This is a genomic window from Luteibacter sp. 9135, from assembly GCF_000745005.1.
Lineage (GTDB): Bacteria > Pseudomonadota > Gammaproteobacteria > Xanthomonadales > Rhodanobacteraceae > Luteibacter.
In genome coordinates, this window is sequence record NZ_JQNB01000001.1 from 1,994,734 (window position 1) to 2,014,089 (window position 19,356).

The 19,356-nt window shown below is 66.4% G+C and carries 11 protein-coding genes; 8 read left to right on the forward strand and 3 right to left on the reverse strand.

The window, feature by feature from the left end; translation table 11 throughout:
- Positions 1 to 907: 907 nt before the first annotated feature.
- Positions 908 to 1,312, reverse strand: a complete 405-nt coding sequence (locus FA89_RS08545; RefSeq protein WP_036140051.1) for a hypothetical protein — start codon at positions 1,310 to 1,312, stop codon at positions 908 to 910.
- Between the two features lie 75 nt (positions 1,313 to 1,387).
- On the opposite strand from FA89_RS08545, the gene FA89_RS08550 reads away from it, so the two are divergent.
- Positions 1,388 to 1,750: an MGMT family protein gene (locus FA89_RS08550; RefSeq protein WP_051939047.1), complete on the forward strand. Its 363-nt coding sequence runs from the start codon at positions 1,388 to 1,390 to the stop codon at positions 1,748 to 1,750.
- A 6-nt stretch (positions 1,751 to 1,756) separates the two neighbouring features.
- Here FA89_RS08550 and FA89_RS08555 read toward each other — a convergent pair whose 3' ends face one another.
- A complete protein-coding gene (locus FA89_RS08555) occupies positions 1,757 to 2,056 on the reverse strand; it encodes a hypothetical protein (RefSeq protein ID WP_036140053.1) in 300 nt (99 codons plus the stop codon).
- 178 nt (positions 2,057 to 2,234) lie between these two features.
- Here FA89_RS08555 and recQ point away from each other — a divergent pair, with 178 nt between their 5' ends.
- From recQ to zwf, 4 genes are all read left to right on the forward strand, one after another.
- Positions 2,235 to 4,052, forward strand: coding sequence for a DNA helicase RecQ (recQ, locus tag FA89_RS08560; RefSeq protein WP_036140056.1), 1,818 nt, complete (start codon positions 2,235 to 2,237; stop codon positions 4,050 to 4,052).
- A gap of 225 nt (positions 4,053 to 4,277) precedes the next feature.
- Complete coding sequence (gene ybaL, locus FA89_RS08565; protein WP_036140057.1) at positions 4,278 to 5,936, forward strand: YbaL family putative K(+) efflux transporter; 1,659 nt, start codon at positions 4,278 to 4,280, stop codon at positions 5,934 to 5,936.
- A gap of 87 nt (positions 5,937 to 6,023) precedes the next feature.
- Positions 6,024 to 7,850, forward strand: coding sequence for a glycoside hydrolase family 15 protein (locus FA89_RS08570; RefSeq protein ID WP_051938638.1), 1,827 nt, complete (start codon positions 6,024 to 6,026; stop codon positions 7,848 to 7,850).
- Positions 7,847 to 9,700, forward strand: a complete 1,854-nt coding sequence (zwf, locus tag FA89_RS08575; protein WP_051938639.1) for a glucose-6-phosphate dehydrogenase — start codon at positions 7,847 to 7,849, stop codon at positions 9,698 to 9,700. The genes FA89_RS08570 and zwf overlap by 4 nt, the downstream gene beginning before the upstream one ends.
- Before the next feature lie 235 nt (positions 9,701 to 9,935).
- On the opposite strand, the gene FA89_RS08580 is transcribed toward zwf, so the two are convergent.
- Positions 9,936 to 11,822 (reverse strand): DUF3300 domain-containing protein, encoded by a 1,887-nt coding sequence (locus FA89_RS08580; protein WP_051938640.1) that lies wholly within the window; start codon positions 11,820 to 11,822, stop codon positions 9,936 to 9,938.
- A 771-nt stretch (positions 11,823 to 12,593) separates the two neighbouring features.
- Here FA89_RS08580 and FA89_RS08585 point away from each other — a divergent pair.
- The 3 genes from FA89_RS08585 to FA89_RS08595 are packed head-to-tail and all read left to right on the forward strand — an operon-like array spanning position 12,594 to position 19,347.
- Entirely contained in the window at positions 12,594 to 15,209 is a 2,616-nt protein-coding gene (locus tag FA89_RS08585) for a TonB-dependent receptor (RefSeq protein ID WP_036143953.1), read from the forward strand.
- On the forward strand, positions 15,209 to 17,914 hold the full coding sequence (locus FA89_RS08590; RefSeq protein WP_036140059.1) for a glycosyl hydrolase 2 galactose-binding domain-containing protein: 2,706 nt from the start codon (positions 15,209 to 15,211) through the stop codon (positions 17,912 to 17,914). The genes FA89_RS08585 and FA89_RS08590 overlap by 1 nt, the downstream gene beginning before the upstream one ends.
- A gap of 20 nt (positions 17,915 to 17,934) precedes the next feature.
- A complete protein-coding gene (locus tag FA89_RS08595) occupies positions 17,935 to 19,347 on the forward strand; it encodes a glycoside hydrolase family 125 protein (RefSeq protein ID WP_036140061.1) in 1,413 nt (470 codons plus the stop codon).
- Positions 19,348 to 19,356: the final 9 nt, after the last annotated feature.

A 19,356-nucleotide genomic window follows, 5' to 3' on the forward strand; every position in this document is an offset into this window, starting at 1 on the left:
CCTTCGGCATCGCATTTGGCCTTGGAGCCTTGGGGCTCTAGGGCAAGAGCCGGCGGCTAGCCCCCTCGGTGCCACGCCTGCGGCGACCCGCTGAGGAAGGGCCGCTGTCGCGGCCGTATTCTTATGGCCCTTCGGGCCCGGGTCGGGCTTCGAACGGGGATTTCCGACTCGACATCCTGTCTCGCGGAAATGGCCGGCCGTCCTGGCCGGCCCCCTACGGGCCTTGTCCGTTCGAAGCCCTCGCCTGCGGCTACCGGCCCCGAGGGGGCTACCCGCCGGCTCTTCCAACGACTGAGGCAGGTTGTGACGCGAGCGGTCGCAGACGTGCAGGGTATGGCGTCGCCGCTTCGTTGGTTTTTCGCCCACATCGTGGGCTCCTACGCGGGAGCGCATGGCGTTTCTGCGGGATGTGGCGTTTTCCACGCGTCATGTGCCGGGCAGCTCGTGGCGCCCTCAATGCGCGATGTGTTGGTTGTTGTAGGAGCCGACGATGTCGGCGAACCCTCAACCCTTCCAATGCGAATGAAGCCATGCGCAACACGCAAGCAAGCGTCCCCAGCAACGAAGCGAAACCAGGCTCTTCGCTCTCCCCACACGCAACCTCAGTGCTGGAAAGAGCCGGCGGGTGCCACCCTCGTGGCCGGTAGCCGCAGGCGAGGGCTTCGAACGGACAAGGCCCGAAGGGGGCCGGCCAGGACGGCCGGCCGTTTTCGCGAGACAGGAAGTCGAGTCGAAAACCCCCGTTCGAAGCCCGACCCGGCCCGAAGGGCAATCAATAAACGGCCGCGGACGCGGCCCTTCATTGACGGGTCGCCGCAGGCGTGGCCACGAGGGTGGCACCCGCCGGCTCTTGCTCCACGGCCAAAGGTTTTTGCTCGGAAGTCAGGTCGCCTACGGGTACAAGCGCTTAAAGCGCGTCCGCTTCCCCGTTCACCACCTGCTCCAGCTGGTCACCCGTGGTGCCCAGTTCCTCGACGATGCGCGTTAGTTCGCGTTCGTCCAGGTAGTCGTAGGGCCGGTTCTCGCACAGGTGCAGGTAGGGCGAACCGTCGAGGTCGGCTTCGGCGAGGTAGCCGGTGCGCTGTTCCCAGTTGAAGCGCAGGCAGCGACGTGCATCCACACCGGACAACGGGCCGATCGGGGTGGACAGGCGCAGGAAGCGCTGGCCGTCGGCGTCTTCCAGCTCGGCCAGGTAGATGCCCTGGTGACGGCCATCCGGCAGTTCCAGGTCGAAGCTGATGAGGTAGGGCTCGTTGTGGCGCAGCTTGTGGATGCCGCCGACGTGGGAGCGAACTGCTTCGAAGTGCCGCATGGTTGCCTTGTCGATCTGTCCTTGGGGATACCGATGGTACGCTCAACCTCCCCGGGGAACATGCACGAAACGACCATGACCGATGAACGGGACGACCACGCGGCACGCACCCTTCGGGCGGCACGGATCATCGCGGCGGTCGCGGCCATTCCACGCGGACGAGTGGCCAGTTACGGCGCGATCGCGGCCCGTGCCGGCTACCCGGGCAGGGCGCGGATGATCGGCCGCGTGCTTGGCGAGGCGCCCGACCGGGCCACGCTGCCCTGGCATCGTGTGCTGCGCGCCGACGGCCGCATCGGCATTCCACCGGGCACGCGCGGCTTCCGCGAACAGTGCCGCCTGCTGAAGGCCGAGGGCGTCACCGTGAAGGACGGGCGGGTTCCAATGAGTGCCTTTGGCCTGGACCATGACCTGGACCGGGCCCTCTGGGGTGGCTGAGTCGTCTCAGCGGTAGGTGGTGTCGACCACCTTCCAGTGCGCGGCGGGATCGCGCCGCAGCGCGTGGTCGAGCAGGGCGGCATGGATATCGGCCAGCGCCTGCGGATCGTCGAGTACATGGACCGTCGCCGCCAGCGGGTGACCCGGCGGACAATTGGGACGGTGGTCCCGCATCAGGCATGTGGCCTCGGTGACAGCACCGGTGAAGGCGATGCGCCCGCCGTCGGCACGGGCGCCAGGCGTGAACGCCAGCAGGCAAATGGCCAGGGCGGCCGGTAAGGCACGGGCGGCAATCGGATGGTCCATGGGGCGCTCCTCGTGGAGACACAGGGCCGGGGTGCGTCGCGGGGCGACCGGCCTGGTGTCATTAGCTGCCCGTTCGCGTGCCGGGACTATCACCTTCCTCCTGTAACGGCGTAGGCCTACCTCAGCTTTAGCTGCCACCAACAGCCGATCGGGCACGTCCGTTTGTTAGCATGTAGGGATGCAGTCCCAGGCCCTCGATCTCCTCAGCACCGTTTTCGGTTACCCCGGATTCCGCGGCCAGCAACAAGCCATCGTCGAGGAGGTCGCCGGCGGTGGCGACGCCCTCGTGCTCATGCCCACGGGTGGCGGCAAGTCGCTGTGTTTCCAGATTCCCGCCCTCATGCGCCCAGGCACCGGCATCGTGGTGTCCCCCCTGATCGCGTTGATGCAGGATCAGGTCGACGCGCTCACCGAGGCGGGTGTGCGCGCCCGCTATCTCAATTCCAGTCTCGACGCCGCCACCCAGCGCGAGGTGGAAGAGCTGCTGCTCGCCGGCGAGCTGGACATGCTCTACGTCGCGCCGGAGCGTCTGATCACCGGGCGCTTCCTCGGCCTGCTCGATCGCATCCCCATCGCCCTGTTCGCCATTGACGAGGCGCACTGCGTATCGCAGTGGGGGCACGACTTCCGCCCCGAATACCGCGAACTGGCCATCCTGCACGAGCGTTTCCCCGAGGTGCCGCGCATCGCGCTCACCGCCACGGCGGACGAGCGCACCCGCGAGGAAATCGTCGACCGCCTGGGCCTGCACGAAGCCCGCCGCTTCGTGTCCAGCTTCGACCGCCCCAACATCCGCTACCGCGTGGCACCGCGCCAGAATGCGCGTCGCCAGCTGCTCGACTTCCTCGATGCGCATCGTGGCGAGGCCGGTGTCATCTATTGCCTCAGCCGACGCAAGGTGGACGAAACCGCCGCGTGGCTGGCCGAAGCCGGTGTGGACGCGCTGCCCTACCACGCGGGCCTGGATGGCGATGTCCGCATGCGTCACCAGCAGCGCTTCCTGCGCGAGGACGGCATCGTCATGGTCGCCACGGTGGCCTTCGGCATGGGCATCGACAAGCCCGACGTGCGCTTCGTCGCCCATCTCGACCTGCCGCGCAGCATGGAGGGCTACTACCAGGAAACCGGGCGCGCGGGCCGCGACGGCCTGCCGGCGGAAGCGTGGATGATCTACGGCCTGGGCGATGTCGTGACCATGAGCCAGATGATCTCCCAGTCCGACTCCGGCGACGACCGCAAGCGCATCGAGCGACTCAAGCTCGATTCGCTGCTGGGCTACGCCGAGGCCACGCGTTGCCGTCGCCAGCTGTTGCTCGAGGCCTTCGCCGAGGTCTATCCGGAGCCCTGCGGCAATTGCGACAACTGCCTGGTGCCGCCGAAGACCTGGGACGCCACCACGGCGGCGCAGAAGGCGATGTCCTGCATCTATCGCAGTGGCCAGCGTTACGGGGCGGGGCACCTCATCGAGATCCTGCGCGGTGAGGCCGGCGAGCGCGTGCGCGACCTGGGTCACGACAAGCTCAGCGTCTTCGGCATCGGTGCCGACATGGACGCCACACAATGGCGGTCGGTGTTCCGCCAGTTGCTGGCGGCCGGCCTGGTCGAGGCCGACCCGGAAGGCTTCGGTACCCTGCGCCTGTCGAAGGAGAGCGGCCCGGTGCTGCGCAGCGAGCGCCAGGTGTGGCTTCGCGAAGATGCCCGGCCGGCGAAGGGCCGTCGCTCCGGTTCGCGGCCGTCGCCTGCCGTGGCCGGCGGCTCGCTGGGTATCGAGGACATCGAGATGCCCTTGTGGAACGAGTTGCGCCGCGTCCGCGCGGAACTGGCCAAGGCGCACGGCGTGCCGGCCTATGTCATCTTCCACGACGCCACGCTGCTGGCCATGCTGCGCGCGCTGCCGGAAAACGAAGACGAACTGGGCTCGATCAGTGGCGTGGGCGAGAACAAGCTCAAGCGTTACGGCAAGGATTTCCTGGCCGTTCTGAACGCACCCGCCTGACGTCCCTGCACGGCACATCCGACATCGTCCCACGCTTGAGCTTATGCTCAAGTGTGCGCCACGCCTGAAAAAAAATGCCGTGCGAGTGCTTGCGTGCCACCCTCGGCATCCCCAACTCCAGGGGGATTGCCCGACATCGCTACGTTCGCCAGTTCGACGTGACCAGACGAGGGTGCATGCCGTGATCCACGAGATCACGGCCAACGACGACTCAGGGAGCCGCCCATGCACGACGCCACGCCACTCATCGCCACCATCGTCGGTGGCCTCGTCCTCGCCTTCCTCTTCGGCGCCGTTGCGCACCGGTTGCGCCTGCCCGTGCTGGCGGGCTACCTGCTGGCCGGCGTCGTCGCCGGGCCATTCACGCCGGGGTATGTCGCCGATGCGGGTATCGCGCAGGAGCTTGCCGACCTCGGCGTCATCCTGCTGATGTTCGGCGTGGGCCTGCACTTCTCGCTGAAGGATCTGCTGGCGGTCAAGGCGATCTCCATTCCCGGCGCCGCGGTGCAGATGGGCGTGGCCACCGGCCTGGGCATGTTGCTCGGCTGGGGACTGGGCTGGCCGGTGGCGCAGGGCTTCGTGTTCGGACTGGCGTTGTCCGTGGCCAGCACGGTGGTGTTGCTGCGGGCCATGGAGGAGCGTCGGCTACTGGATACCGATCGTGGCCGCATCGCCGTGGGCTGGCTGATCGTCGAAGACCTGGCCATGGTGCTGGCCCTGGTGCTGCTGCCGGCCATCGGCGGCTTCCTGGGCTCGGAGCAGGGCAACAATCCGCCCAGCATGGCGGCCCTGGCCGAGACGGTGGCCTGGACCATCGGCAAGGTGGTGGTGTTCGTGGCGATCATGCTGATCGTCGGCAAGCGTGTGATCCCTTGGACGCTACAGGCTGTCTCCAGCACGGGTTCGCGCGAGCTGTTCCGACTGGCGGTGCTGGCCATCGCGCTCGGCGTGGCCTTCGGTGCCGCGCACCTGTTCGACGTGTCGTTCGAACTCGGGGCCTTCTTTGCCGGCATGATGATGGGCGAATCGAAGCTGTCGCAGCAGGCTGCGGAAGAAACGCTGCCGTTGCGCGACGCCTTCGCGGTGCTGTTCTTCGTCTCCATCGGCATGCTGTTCAACCCGCATATTCTGGTCGAGCACCCGTGGATCGTGCTGGCGGCCTGCCTGATCATCATCGTCGGTAAGTCCGTGGCGGCGTTCGGCATCGTGCTGGCCTTCGGCCGTCCGCCGAAAACCGCGCTGACCATCGCCACCAGTCTTGCCCAGATCGGCGAGTTCTCGTTCATCCTCGCCGGCCTGGGCGTGTCGCTGAAGCTGCTCAGCGAAGAGGCCCGCGACATCCTGCTGGCCGCGGCCATCGTCTCCATCCTGATCAATCCGCTGCTGTTCGGTGCGCTGGATCGCTGGATCACCCGCCACGACAACGACGCACCGGACGAGCACGCCGATCCCGCCCTCGCGGGGCACACCGTGCTGGTCGGCTTCGGTCGGGTAGGGCGTCGTGTGTTCTCCGAATTGCAGGCCACCGGGGCACGCACGCTGGTTATCGAGACCGACGAAGACGCGGTGCGCGAGTTGCGCGAGCAGCATGGTGCGGAAATCCTCATCGGCAACGCGGCCGCGGCGCTCGTGCTGGCCGAGGCCAACCTCGCCGGTGCGCGTGCCCTTATCGTCGCCGTGTCCGATCCGTTCGAAGCCGGCCAGATCGTGCGTGCCGCCCGCGCCCTGCGCCCCGACCTGCCGATCGTGGCGCGTGCGCATTCGCAAGAATGTGTGGCCCATCTCGACGGCCTGGGTGCCACGCAGGTGATCTACGGCGAGCAGGAGGTGGCGCGCAGCATGTTCGCCGCAGCCGCGCCGCCGCAGCCCTCGTCGGGACACTGAGCGGGCGCGTCTCGTTCGTCCGGATACGTCGTTCTAACGCGCCTCTGGCTACCGTTGATGGGACTACCCGCCCGCAACGAGGACACGATGGCATCCCGGATCGAAGATTACGCGATGCTCGGCAATTGCCGAAGCGCCGCGCTGGTGGCCATGGATGGATCGATCGACTGGCTGTGCCTGCCACGGTTCGACTCCGCCGCCTGTTTTGCCGCCCTGCTGGGCCATGAGGGCAACGGCCGCTGGCGCATCGCTCCGGCCGATCCCGATGCCACGGTGAGGCGTGGCTACGTCGACGGCTCCCTGATCCTCGAGACCGAGTGGCGCACCGCCACGGGCGTGGCGCGTGTCATCGATTTCATGCCCTTCGCGGGCGAGCAGGTCGGGGTCACGCGTATCGTCGAAGGCGTAGAAGGGCGCGTCGATTTCGAAGCCTCGCTGACCATCCGTTTCGACTACGGCAGCGCCGTGCCCTGGGTGACCCGCGTGGACGGCCAGACGCTGACGGCCGTCGCCGGGCCCGACATGCTGGTGGTACGCAGTCCCGTCGCCGTCGAAGGCGAGGGTATGCACAGCGTGGCGCGTTTCGCGGTGAGCAAAGGCGATTCCGTGCCGTTCGTGATGGCATGGGGTGCCTCCCATCTGGCCCCACCCGAAGCGATCGATCCCTACGATGCCTTGGTCAAGTCGCTGGCTTTCTGGGAAGACTGGTCCGGCCGCTGCAACGACAGCGGCGAATGGAGCGACATCGTCCGTCGCTCGCTCGTGGTCCTCAAGGGTCTAAGCTACCTACCCACCGGCGGCATCATCGCCGCGCCCACCACCTCGTTGCCGGAGCAACTGGGCGGCGAGCGCAACTGGGACTATCGCTACTGCTGGGCACGCGACGCCACGTTCGTCCTCTCCGCCTTCGTCAACGCGGGGTATCACGACGAAGCAACCGCCTGGCGCGACTGGGTACGCCGCGCCGTGGCCGGTTCGCCCGACCAGCTACAGGTGCTTTACGGCATCGCCGGCGAGCGCCGGCTCGAAGAATACGAACTGGACTGGCTGGAAGGGTACGAAGGTGCCAAGCCGGTCCGCGTGGGCAACGCGGCCTCGCGGCAGTTCCAGCTCGACATCTACGGCGAACTGGTCGGCGCGTTCTCCCATGCCGTGAAGAACGGCGTGGCGCTGGAGCCCGAAGCCGACGATGTGCAGGGCGTGTTCCTGGAGCACCTTGCCAGCATCTGGCGCAAGCCGGACGAAGGCATCTGGGAGATCCGCGGCGAATCGCGCCACTTCGTGCACTCCAAAGTCATGGCGTGGCTGGCTTTCCAGCGCGCTTCAGAGCAGAACCGCGAAGGTCGCGACCCCGCGTTCGCCGCGCGCTGGCGGACGATCGCGGACGAGGTCAAGACCGACATCCTCGCCAAGGGCGTGGACCCGGAACGCGGCTGTTTCGTGCAGTCGTACGGTTCGAAGGAAATGGACGCCAGCCTGCTGATCGTCACGCTGACCGATTTCCTGCCGCCGGACGACCCGCGCATCGTCGCCACCGTCAAGGCGGTGGAAGAAGACCTCCTGGTGGATGGTTTCGTCCTGCGTTACGACACGAGCAGCGGCGTGGACGGCCTGCCGCCGGGTGAAGGCCAGTTCCTTCCCTGCAGCTTCTGGCTGGTCGAGAACTACGTGCTGCAAGGGCGCCTGGACGAGGCCCGCGAGTTGTTCGTCCGCCTGATCGGCCTGGCCAACGACCTCGGTTTGCTTGCGGAGGAGTACGATCCACGGTCGAAACGGCTGCTGGGCAATTTCCCACAGGCCTTTTCGCACGTCGCCCTGGTCAATGCCGCCTTCAGCCTGGCGCATGGCTCCAGTGCGACGGCAGACATCCACGCCACCCCAGACGCCCACCATCCCCAAGGAGTCCGTGCATGAGCCCCGCCCCCACGAAGCGCGTCACCTCCCGCGCTCACCCGGCCGACCCGTGTACCGTCGTGATCTTCGGCGCCGCCGGCGACCTCACCAGCCGCCTCGTCGTACCCGCGCTCTACAACATGCGCCGCACCGGGCTGCTGTCCGATAACTTCTCGATCATCGGTTTCAACCACGGCAAGATGACCGACAACGCGTGGCGCAAGGGCCTGCGTACCTCCCTCGAAAAGTACGTGGCCAACGGCGGCGGCAAGCTGGATGAAGAGGCCTGGGGCTGGCTCAGCGCGCAGATGACCTACCACGCCGGCGACTTCGACGACCTCACCGCCTTCCAGAGCCTGGCGGTGAAGTTGCGCGAGACCGAGCGCCGCCGCGGCACGCAGGGCAACGTCCTGTTCTACCTGGCTACGCCCGAGCGTTTCTTCGGCGACGTGATCGAACAGCTGCACGAAGCCGGTCTGGTCGAGGAGGGCAGCACCGAGGGTGCGGCCTGGCGCCGCGTCATCATCGAAAAGCCGTTCGGCCACGACCTTGCCTCGGCCCATGCGCTGAACGAGCGGATCCTCAAGGTGCTGCGCGAAGACCAGATCTACCGCATCGATCATTTCCTCGGCAAGGAAACCGTGCAGAACATCATGGCGTTTCGTTTCGCCAACGGTTTGTTCGAGCCGATCTGGAACCGCGACCGCATCGACCACGTGCAGATCACCGTGGCCGAGACGGTAGGCGTGGAGCGGCGTGGCTCGTTTTACGAGCAGACCGGCGCGTTGCGTGACATGGTGCCCAACCACCTGTTCCAGCTGCTGGCCATGGTCGCCATGGAACCGCCCACGTCCTTCGATGCCGAGGCCGTGCGCACACGCAAGGCGGAGACCATCGAGGCCATTCGGCCGATCCAGCCCGAGGATGCCGTACGTGGCCAGTACGGCCCGGGCGCGGTCAACAACGAACTGGCCACTTCCTACCGCGAGGAGCCCGATGTGGCGCCGGACTCGGTCACCGAGACGTTCGTCGCACTGAAGTTGTCGATCGACACCTGGCGCTGGTCCGGCGTGCCGTTCTACCTGCGCACCGGCAAGCACATGGGCCGACGCACCACGGAGATCGCCATCCGCTTCAAGTCGGCGCCGTTCGCCCCGTTCCGGGGCACCGGCATGGACGCGTTCGGTCCGGACTGGCTGGTCTTGCAGATTCAGCCCGACGAAGGCATCTCGCTGCAGTTCGACGTGAAGCGTCCGGGCCCGCGCGTGGAACTCGCGCCGGTGCGCATGGACTTCAAGTACGCCGACTGGTTCCGCGCCGAGCCCAACGTGGGCTACGAAACCCTGCTGTACGACTGCATGACCGGCGACGCCACGCTGTTCCAGCGTGCGGACATGGTCGAGGCGTGCTGGCGCGCGGTGCAGCCCATCCTCGACGACTGGGCCCAGCGCACGCCGGCCGACTTCCCGAATTACGCCTCGGGCAGCGCGGGTCCGGCTTCGTCGGACACGTTGCTGGCGATGGGCGGCCGTTCCTGGCGACCGCTCAATTCCGCCGCGGAACTGAATGCGCGGCGCACGGCCAAGCCGCGCAGCGACGTGCTGCCGTCGTCGACGAAGTCGGCCGGTGGCCGTGCCTCGACCAAGCGTGCCGCTGCGAAAAAGGCACTGCGCGCGACGTCGGTGAAGAAGGCTGTCGGGAAGGCGGTGGCGGTGAAGAAGACCGCGGTAAAGAAGACCGCGGTAAAGAAAGCAGCGGTAACGAAAGCCACCGTGAAAAAGACTGCGGTGAAGAAAGCCGCGACGAAGAAAGTCGCCGCCCCACGCAAGCCGTCAACGAAAAAGTCAGCCTCCCGCCGCACGCGCGCGTAGGAGCCCACGATGTGGGCGAACCCTCACCGCGACTATCGCGAGTGAGGGCGCCCATGGCTATGGCCGGATGTTGCGTTCGGTGACACCGGCGTCAGGGAAGAGCGGCTTCGTTTTGCGTTTGGAAACGCCTTTGTCGGTGTGGGGTCCGGCTTCTTTCGGCAGATACAGGTTTAGGGTTCGCGCACATCGTGCGCTCCTACGCCCGCGGTCGTTCGGCGTTCCGGGTTCTCATCCTTCAACCATCGTGTTTGTCGTGGTCGTCGTGGTGGGGTGGGGCGTGGTTCTCGTGCTGTTGCTGACGCGGTGCCGGTCGCTCGTGCGCCTGGTCGTTGCGGGGCTGAGATTGTGACGGCGGGCGCTGCTCGGGTCGCGGCTGGGAACGGGCCATCGACGGCTGGGCCGTGCGGTTTTCCTCGCGCTCCGCTGGCATGCGCGATGGCTGCGTACGTTCTTGCTGCATGCGCTCGGGCTGCATATGCTCGGGCTGTGCGCGCGCCGAGGGCTCGCGCTGTGTTTCGGGGCGCGCTTCGGGCTGGGCACGCGTGGCCGCCTGCTCCTGGGTGGCACGGCTGGCGTCGAAATTGTGGGCACGCTCTCCCACCTCGTGCACGTTGGCTACTCGGGGGTCCTGCACCTGCTGACGGTTGGCCTGCGGCGGCACGTGCGCGATGGTCGGATTTTGCTGGGCCGCCCGCGCGGCACGGTTGTCCTGTGCCTCGCGCAGGGCGGCGCGTTCTTCCCCGGCGTTGGCGGCATGTGCCGCGGCGAACGCGGCCGCCGGCGGCTGACCGGGGCGCGTTCCGCCCGGAAGCATAGCGCGAGGGTCCGCACCCGGCACCGTTCGTTGCTGCTGAGGCACCGCGGGCCGCGCGTCGGCCGCCGTCGGGCGCGCCATCGCGGCCGTGAAGTTGGGCCGCTGCATATGCTCGAAATCCGGGCGTTGCCGCGCCTGCGCTGCCTGCACCTGTGCCGCCGGTGCCGCCTGCGGGGCATTGCGCATCGCCAGGTTGCCGTTGTCGTGGCGGTTGTCCACATTGCCGAAGTCGTGCCGGTTGTCGACGCGGTTATCGACATTGCCGTTGTCGTGCCGGTTGTCGATGTTGACCGACCGGTTGACGTAGTTGTTGTTCACGGTGCGGTTGATGGTGGTGCGATTCACCACATACGGGTGGTTGTCGTAGACGACAGCGGGGCGACCGCCGTAACCGCCGCCGTAGCCGCCATCGCGCGGCCCGCCGCCCCACGAGGTGTTCCACTCGTTCCATCCGCCGTGCGGACGGTCGTAGTGTGCGTGCGAGGCGAACAACTGGCCGACCAGGATGCCCGCGCCGAACGACACCAGCCCCGTGGCGACCACGTCGCCGGTGGTGGCGGGCGCCTGGTACCAGTGCGTTCGGTACACCGTCGAGTACACGGGTTCGCCGTAGACCACGTCGGGATCGTAGTGCGGCACGTAGACGACATCCGACTGGGCCGGTTCGATCACGATCGTGCGGGTGGGCGCGGGAACGATCGAGGTCTCCGTGGTGGTCGTGGTGTATGTCCGCGGGGGCGGCGCCTGGTCGATCCTCACCACCTGCTGCTTGCTGCTCTTGAGCGTGCCGCGCGTGCATGCGCGCTCGCGCATCGCCTGGATGGCGTTGAGCACGTCGGTCGGTTCGTTCGCATAGGCGTCGCCCAGGGCCGCGGTCCAGTCGCGGTTGGTCGACAACTGGTCGAGCACGGCGGGAAAGGCAATCAGCGACTTCACGCTCGGGTCCCAGGGCTGGGCATCCGCCGCATCGATCAGGGCGCCGCCGGTCAGGTTGCGGTTGTCGCCCAGGAAGCTGCGGGCGGCATCGACCTGGTCCGGATGCGTCGAGCCGGCCAGCGTCAGGGCGACCAGCTTGTCGGGGAACAGGGCGATGGGCGACACCAGCGCGTAGAGCTGGTCGGCGGTCGGCGGGACATAGCCGGGCTCCTGAGCGGTGCTGGCGTCGCTTGCGGGGCCGGCCGCCGGGGCCGGAGCATTGGCGGGGTTGTCGGCCTCGGCCGGCGGCGTGCGGTTGCACGCGCCAAGTACCGCGGCCAGCGATGCGGAAAGAAGGGTGGTGCGGACCACATGCAGGCTCACGCGTTTCATGGTGGAGCTCCTTGCAGACATCAGGGGCGGAGAAGTGATTCGCCCGCAGATTCGTTCCCTGCGGGTGACTGGTGGCTGTCTGTGGACCCCTGCGACGCCTTGCGGCGCAAAGTCGTTCATCCCCGCGTCGGACTTCGCGAGAAGCTGCGACGTGAGGCGATGTTCTTGCGTGAAACCCCGGCGTTCGTGCGTTCCCGAAGCGTAGGAAATGCAGGCGCCGGTTCGCGAGCCGGCACGGTTCTGGTTGCAGTGCAGCAAAACACCGAGCCCGCTCCACCCGGCAGGTTTGCCGGTAATGCATGCCCCGTAAGCGCGCGCATCGGCGCCGTTCCTTGCAGTACGCCATACGAATGAATTCACATGGATCGATCTAAGCGGCCTATCTTTTTTCCGCAGTGCAGTAAAAGGTCGCTTACATAATTCCTGCGAATACATGCAGTTGTATTTACTTGTATGACTTTAGATCGAGTTAAAAAATCGGTTGACAACGTTGTCAGGCACCCCTAAAAATCCGCTTCGTAACATCGCTGCAATCGCGACGTAAGCGCGATACGCATGGCCGGAGGCCACCGCGATGGCCGCAGGCTTCAGGGCAAAGAACACACCAGCGCATCGACGGCGAACAACGCAGGCACCCGCCCGCGCGATGCGTCACGTTGCGCGAAGAACAGCACGCGACGTCAGGGGGCGAAGGCGCAAGGCGCAGATTCCCGGGCGGCGTTACCATCCCCGCAGGAGATCGATGTGAACCCCCGCATCAGCGCACTTTCCATGGCCATCCTCACTGGCCTCCTCGCCGCCGGCAGCGTATCCGCCCAGGACGCATCCAGCCCCGCTCCCTCGACCGGTACGACCCAGCCCACCGCGGCCAAGCCAGCCGATGCCAACGCCAAGCCGCAGGATGCCGCCAACCTCACCGGCGTCACCGTCACCGGCATCCGCGCCAGCCTGCAGAAATCGCTGGACCTCAAGCGCAATGCCGACTCCATCGTCGACGCCATCTCGGCCGAAGACGTGGGCAAGTTCCCGGACACCAACGTGGCCGAGTCGTTGTCGCACCTGCCGGGCATCAGCGTCGATCGCAACTTCGGTGAAGGCGACAAGGTCAGCATCCTGGGCACCGACCCCGCGCTGAACCGCCTGCTGCTCAACGGTCAGACCGTGGCGTCCACCAACTGGACGTCCGATCCGAACAACCCCGACAGCCGCTCGTTCAACTACAGCCTGCTCACCTCGGAAATCATCGGTAACGCCCAGGTCTACAAGACCCCGCAGGCGAACATCGACGAGGGCTCGATCGGCGGCACCGTCATCGTCAACACGCGCCGTCCGCTGGACCTGAAGGCCAACACCCTCACCGGCACCGTCAGCTACGGTTACAACGACCGCGCTGACAAGGGCAAGCCGAACGCGTCGGTGCTGTACAGCTGGAAGAACCAGGACAACACGTTCGGCGTGCTGGGCTCGCTCATGCATTCGGACAAGATCATCGACCGCCAGGGTACCGAGGTGTTCGGTTACCAGCGGGTCAACGATCCGACCGATACCAACCCGGATCACCAGTTCAACCCGGCCGTGGTGCCGACCAACCAGCAGGGCGTGTACCCGACGGCGGTCAACACCGCGTGGTTCCAGCAGCGTCGCAAGCGCGACGGTGTTTCCACCGGCCTGCAGTGGAAGCCGAACGACGCGTTCGAGCTGAACTTCACCGGCCTGTACGTCACCGAGAAGTTCAACAACTTCAACCAGAGCCACTACGGCGAATGGTCCGGCTCGGCCGCCGACGCCACAGCGCTGGGCTTCCAGAACGGCGTGGCCACCACCGGTAGCTACGGCCCGGGCACCTCGACCTACCTCGACGGCTACGAGCGCGACTCGACGGTCAACACCGGTGTCGCCAACCTGCGTGCCGACTGGTTCGGTGACGGCTGGACGGCCTCGAGCCAGGTCGGCTACACCGGTTCCACCGGCGGTTCCGACGGCATCTGGAACATGCAGTTCCAGAATTTCGGGGGCTTCAACTACAACCTCGATGGCCAGCATCCGCAGATCAACTACAACAGCCCGGACAACGCGTCGGCCGCGCTGGCGCACGGCGCCGGCTACAGCTATGCGCCCAGCTACGATCGCGAGCGCTATTTCCAGGCCGATTTCTCGCACGACGTGGCCTGGGGCCCGCTGAACCAGATCTCGGTGGGTATCAAGGCCACCAACCACCTGGACGGCCAGGATGCGTACAACGCCAGCATCCCGAGCACCGCCTACGCCGGTACGTCGCTGGCCAACCTGGCCGATGGCGGCACGCCGAGCGGTTACCTCGACGGCCTGAACTCGGCCGGCAACATGGGTGACTGGACCACGATCAACCCGGGCCTGATGAAGGCCTATGTCTCCAGCCTGGTCACCAGCACCGCGCTCGATCCGAAGGCCACCTACAGCATCGCCGAGCAGAACCGCGCCTTCTACATCCAGGGCGACTTTGCCGGCGACGGCTACCGCGGCAACATCGGCGCGCGTTACTTCCGCACGCGTGACACCGTCAACGGCTACAACAGCATCGGCAACAACAGCTACACGCCGGTGAACAAGCGCAGCGCGTATCACGACTGGCTGCCGTCGTTCAACATCGCCTACGACGCCGCCGAGGACGTGACCCTGCGTTTCGCCGCCGCCAAGACGATCGCCCGTCCGCGCTACCAGCAGATGACCCCTTACGTGGCGCTGGATGACCGCAGCCTCACCGGCTCGGCGGGCAACACCGACCTGCAGCCGTACAAGTCGACCAACTACGACGCCTCCGCCGAGTGGTACTTCTCGGAGAACAGCGTGCTGTCGGCCGAGCTGTTCTTCCGCCGCATCTCCGGTTACATCCTCAACACCAACGTGGCGCAGACGCAGTACAACCTGACCGAACAGCGCGACGACGTGTACCAGATGCAGGTGCCGGTCAACGCCGGCGTGGCCAAGGTCAAGGGCCTGTCGCTCACCTACCAGCAGAACTTCGCCTATGGCTTCGGCATGCTGGCCAACTACACCTACTCCGACGCCGACACCAGCAACGACTTCCCGCTGCCGTACAACTCCAAGAACTCGTTCAACCTGTCGCCGTTCTTCGAGCAGGGCCCGTGGAGCGCGCGCCTGACCTACAGCTGGCGCTCGTCGTATTTCACCTCGATCGCACAGCTGCAGTCGCAGCAGATCACGGGTATCTTCCGTCAGCTGGACGCCACGGTGGGTTACCAGGTCAACGACCACATCCGCCTTTCGCTCGATGCCACCAACCTGCTGGACGAGACGTACATGGTCTATAACAACACGCCCGCGCAGCCGCTCAATGCCTACAAGAACGGCCGCACCTACATGATGACCATGGGCTTCAAGCTGTGATGCCCCGCGGTTGTCTGGTGCTAGTGGCCTGGCTCGTTGCCGGCGCCGCCAGCGCGACCACGCCGACGGAGAGGGACCTCTCCGCCGGCTGGCGCTTCCGCCTCGCTCCCGAGGCCAAACCAGCAACCGCCCCAATGGCCCATGTAGGAGCGGACGATGTCCGCGATCCCGCCGCCACACTGGCCCACCTGAAACAATGCAAGACCTCCTGCGAGCGCCTGCACGACTGGCAACCCGCCACCGTCCCCGGCGCCGTGCAGACCGACCTGCTGGCCACGAAGCAGATTCCCGATCCGTTCTGGCGTGACAACGAAGCCCGCCTGCAATGGATCGGACTCTCCGACTGGGATTACCGGCTGGACTTCGACGTCGACGTGGCCACGCTCCGGCGGGGTCACGTCGATCTGGTTTTCGACGGCCTCGACACCTATGCCGAGGTCAGCCTCAACGGCAAGAAGTTGCTGTCCGCGGACAACATGTTCCGCCGCTGGCGTGTGCCGGTGAAGGACACGCTGCACGCCGGCACCAACACGCTCACGGTGCACCTGGAATCGCCGATCGCACGCATGCAACCGTGGCTGCTGAAGCAGCCGTACGCGTTACCGGGCGAATTCGATTCCTCCTTCGGCGACGAGCCGAAGGGCAAGCAGACCTCCAACTACGTACGCAAGGCCAACTACCAGTATGGCTGGGACTGGGGCCCGCGCTACGTCACCCTGGGCATCTGGCGCCCCGTGCACCTGCAATCCTGGGACACCCTGCGCGTCGCCGATTTCCACATCGCGCAGACCCAGGTCGACGCCACAGCGGCGAAGCTGGACAGCCAGTTCGACCTGCGTGTCGACAAGGCCATGGCGGCCACGCTGAAGGTGCAGTGGGCCGCGCCCGACGGCAAGACCGGTACGGCCCAGCAGGACGTGACCCTGAAAGCTGGCGAGAACCACGTCGGTGTGCCGCTGACCATCGATCGTCCGCAGCGCTGGTGGCCGGTCGGTTACGGCGATCCCAACCTCTATCGATTCCACGCCACGGTGGAAGCCACCGGCGCGACGCTGGCCGAGGCCGATCGCGAGACCGGATTGCGCACGGTGGAACTGCGCCGCGACAAGGATCAGTGGGGCAGGGGCTTCGCCTTCGTGGTCAACGGGGTGCCCGTGTTCGCCAAGGGCGCCAACCTGATCCCCTATGATGCGTTCCCTTCGCGGGTATCCAGCGCGCGGCTGGAGGCGATCCTGCGCTCGGCGAAGGATGCCAACATGAACATGCTGCGCATGTGGGGCGGCGGTACCTACCAGGATGATGCGTTCTACGCGGCCGCCGATCGCATGGGCCTGATGATCTGGCAGGACTTCATGTTCGGTGGTGCCGTCACGCCGTACGACACGGCCTTCCGCGAAAGCAGCCGCATCGAGGCGGAGGAACAGGTCACGCGCTTGCGCGACCATCCGTCCATCGTGCTGTGGGCCGGCAACAACGAAGTGCAGACCGGCTGGGAGGAATGGCCCGATCGCATCGATTTCCAGAAGTTCGTCAACGGCGACGAGGTGAAGAAGGTCGAGGCCGGCATGCGCACGCTGTTCGGCAGCACGCTGCGCAAGGTGGTGGCTGACCTTTCGCCCCAGGTGCCGTACTGGGCCAGTTCGCCCAGCACCGACTTCGAAGGCCCGGCCAACGTCCAGAACGATGGCGACATGCATTACTGGAAGGTGTGGTCCGGCTCCGAGCCGATCTCGCACTACCTCGACATCACGCCGCGTTTCCAGTCGGAGTACGGCCTGCAGTCGTTCCCGGTCATGGCCACCATCAAGGCGTTCGCCGAGCCGGGCGACATGCAGCCGGAATCGACCGTGATGCGCGCGCACCAGAAGTTCGCCAACGGCGACGGCAACCAGCGTCTGCTGCTGTACATCCGCCAGGAATACGGCGAACCGAAGGATTTTCCCTCGTTCGTCTATCTCAGTCAGGTGATGCAGGCCGAAGGCATCGAACTGGCTGCCGAGCATCTGCGCAGCGCGCGCCCGCAGAACATGGGCACCTTGTACTGGCAGTTGAACGATGTATGGCCCGGTGCCTCGTGGGCCAGCGTGGATTACTTCAACCGCTGGAAGGCATTGCAGTTCCACGCCAAACGCTTCTACGCGCCGGTCGATGTGGTGCCGCTGCGCCGCGACGGCACCACCCAGGTGTTTGCCGTATCCGATCGCACCACCGATTTCGACGCCACGCTGCGCACCCGCGTTTACGACATGGCCGGCAAGATGCTGCGGGAAAGCAGCCAGCCGGTGCGTGCCGCGGCGCTGTCCAGCACCAAGGCGCTGACGGCGGACGACGCTACCCTGCTCAAGGGCGCCGATCCGCGCAAGACGGTCGTCGCCTTCGACCTGCTGGAGCAGGGCAAGGTGGTCGCCCATCACCTGCTGTACTTCGGCGCGGCGCGCACGCTGGCCCTGCCGGCGCCGGCACTGACCACCGCGGTGCGTGACGACGGCCACGGGCTCGTGGTGACGGTTACCGCGAAGCGTCTCGCTCGCGCGGTCTGGGTGGACACCGGTGACCTCGACCTGCGCCTGTCCGACAACGCGTTCGACCTGCTGCCGGGCGAAAGCGTGGACATCGCGGTCGAGGGCGCCACCGATATCGACGCCCTTCGCCGCGCGATCACGGTACGCTCGCTCGTCGATGCCCTGAAGGAGACCACGCCGTGAATCCCTCCCGTCGCAACCTCATGAAATGGCTGTCGCTGGCGCCGGGCGCCGCGATGGTTGGTGGTGTCAGCCTGGGTGCGTCCGCGGCCTCGCGCTTCACCAGCCAGCGGCCGGCGGTGGGCAAGCGCAAGTTCACCAGCCCCGCCGTGGAGGCGCTGATCGCCTCGACGAAGAAGAAGATCGCCGACCCCGAGCTGGCCTGGCTGTTCGAGAACTGCTTCCCGAACACCCTGGACACCACGGTGGAGGTGGGCCGCCTGGACGGCTACGAGGATACCTTCGTGGTAACCGGTGACATCGACGCGATGTGGCTGCGCGATTCGTCTGCCCAGGTCTGGCCGTACCTGCCGCTGGCCGCGAAGGACGAAGCCCTGCGCAAGCTGTTCCGCGGGCTGATCCGCCGCCAGGCCCGTTGCATCGCGATCGATCCGTACGCCAACGCGTTCCTGCCCGACCCCAAGGGCAAGAGCAAGCTCGAATGGGCGCAGGCCGACATGACCGACATGCGTCCCGGCGTAGCCGAGCGCAAATGGGAAATCGACTCGCTGTGCTATCCGGTGCGCCTCGCCCACGGTTATTGGCAGACCACCGGTGACCGCGAGCCCTTCGACGACGCCTGGCGTGCCGCCACGCGCGGCATCGTCACCACGTTCCGCGAGCAGCAGCGCAAGGACGGCGCCGGCCCGTATCACTTCCAGCGCCCGTCGCCCAACCCGACCGAGAGCCAGTTCCTGCACGGCTACGGGCAGCCGACGCGCCCGGTGGGCATGATCCACGCCATGTTCCGTCCGTCGGACGACGCCACGTTGTACCCGTTCAATATTCCCGGCAACCTGTTCGCGGTGGTTACCCTGCGTCGCCTCGCCCAGATGCACGGCACCCTGTTCGGCGACCAGGCATTCGCCAGCGAAGCCAGCGCGCTGGCCGACGAGATCGAGGCGGCGGTGGAGCGCCACGGCGTGATGCACGACGGCCAGGACGATTTCTGGGCCTACGAGGTGGATGGCTACGGCAACCAGCTCTTCATGGACGACGCCAACGTGCCCAGCCTGCTCGCGCTGCCTTACCTGGAAACCACGACATACGATGCGCGTTATGCGCGCACGCGCCAGCGCGTGTGGAGCACGGCCAATCCCTATTTCTTCAAGGGCAAGGCCGGCGAAGGCATCGGTGGCCCGCACGAGGGCCTGCGCATGATCTGGCCCATGTCGATCATGATGAAAGCCTTCACCACGGACGACACGGCGGAGATCCGCCAGTGCCTGCACTGGCTGAAGACCACCCACGCCGGCAGCGGGTTCATGCACGAGGCCTTCGATCAGGACGATCCGAAACAGTTCACGCGCTCATGGTTCGCCTGGGCCAACACCCTTTTTGGCGAGCTGGTCGTCCACCTGGCCGACAAGCATCCCGACACCCTGCGTCGCGTCTGACGCGACACC

What these genes read in the sequence shown, in the direction of transcription:
- FA89_RS08545 (WP_036140051.1), bottom strand. Translation starts at nt 1,312, where the DNA reads ATGCGGCACTTCGAAGCAGTTCGCTCCCACGTCGGCGGCATCCACAAG.
- FA89_RS08550 (WP_051939047.1), top strand. Translation starts at nt 1,388, where the DNA reads ATGACCGATGAACGGGACGACCACGCGGCACGCACCCTTCGGGCGGCA.
- FA89_RS08555 (WP_036140053.1), bottom strand. Translation starts at nt 2,056, where the DNA reads ATGGACCATCCGATTGCCGCCCGTGCCTTACCGGCCGCCCTGGCCATT.
- recQ (WP_036140056.1), top strand. Translation starts at nt 2,235, where the DNA reads ATGCAGTCCCAGGCCCTCGATCTCCTCAGCACCGTTTTCGGTTACCCC.
- ybaL (WP_036140057.1), top strand. Translation starts at nt 4,278, where the DNA reads ATGCACGACGCCACGCCACTCATCGCCACCATCGTCGGTGGCCTCGTC.
- FA89_RS08570 (WP_051938638.1), top strand. Translation starts at nt 6,024, where the DNA reads ATGGCATCCCGGATCGAAGATTACGCGATGCTCGGCAATTGCCGAAGC.
- zwf (WP_051938639.1), top strand. Translation starts at nt 7,847, where the DNA reads ATGAGCCCCGCCCCCACGAAGCGCGTCACCTCCCGCGCTCACCCGGCC.
- FA89_RS08580 (WP_051938640.1), bottom strand. Translation starts at nt 11,822, where the DNA reads ATGAAACGCGTGAGCCTGCATGTGGTCCGCACCACCCTTCTTTCCGCA.
- FA89_RS08585 (WP_036143953.1), top strand. Translation starts at nt 12,594, where the DNA reads ATGGCCATCCTCACTGGCCTCCTCGCCGCCGGCAGCGTATCCGCCCAG.
- FA89_RS08590 (WP_036140059.1), top strand. Translation starts at nt 15,209, where the DNA reads ATGCCCCGCGGTTGTCTGGTGCTAGTGGCCTGGCTCGTTGCCGGCGCC.
- FA89_RS08595 (WP_036140061.1), top strand. Translation starts at nt 17,935, where the DNA reads ATGAAATGGCTGTCGCTGGCGCCGGGCGCCGCGATGGTTGGTGGTGTC.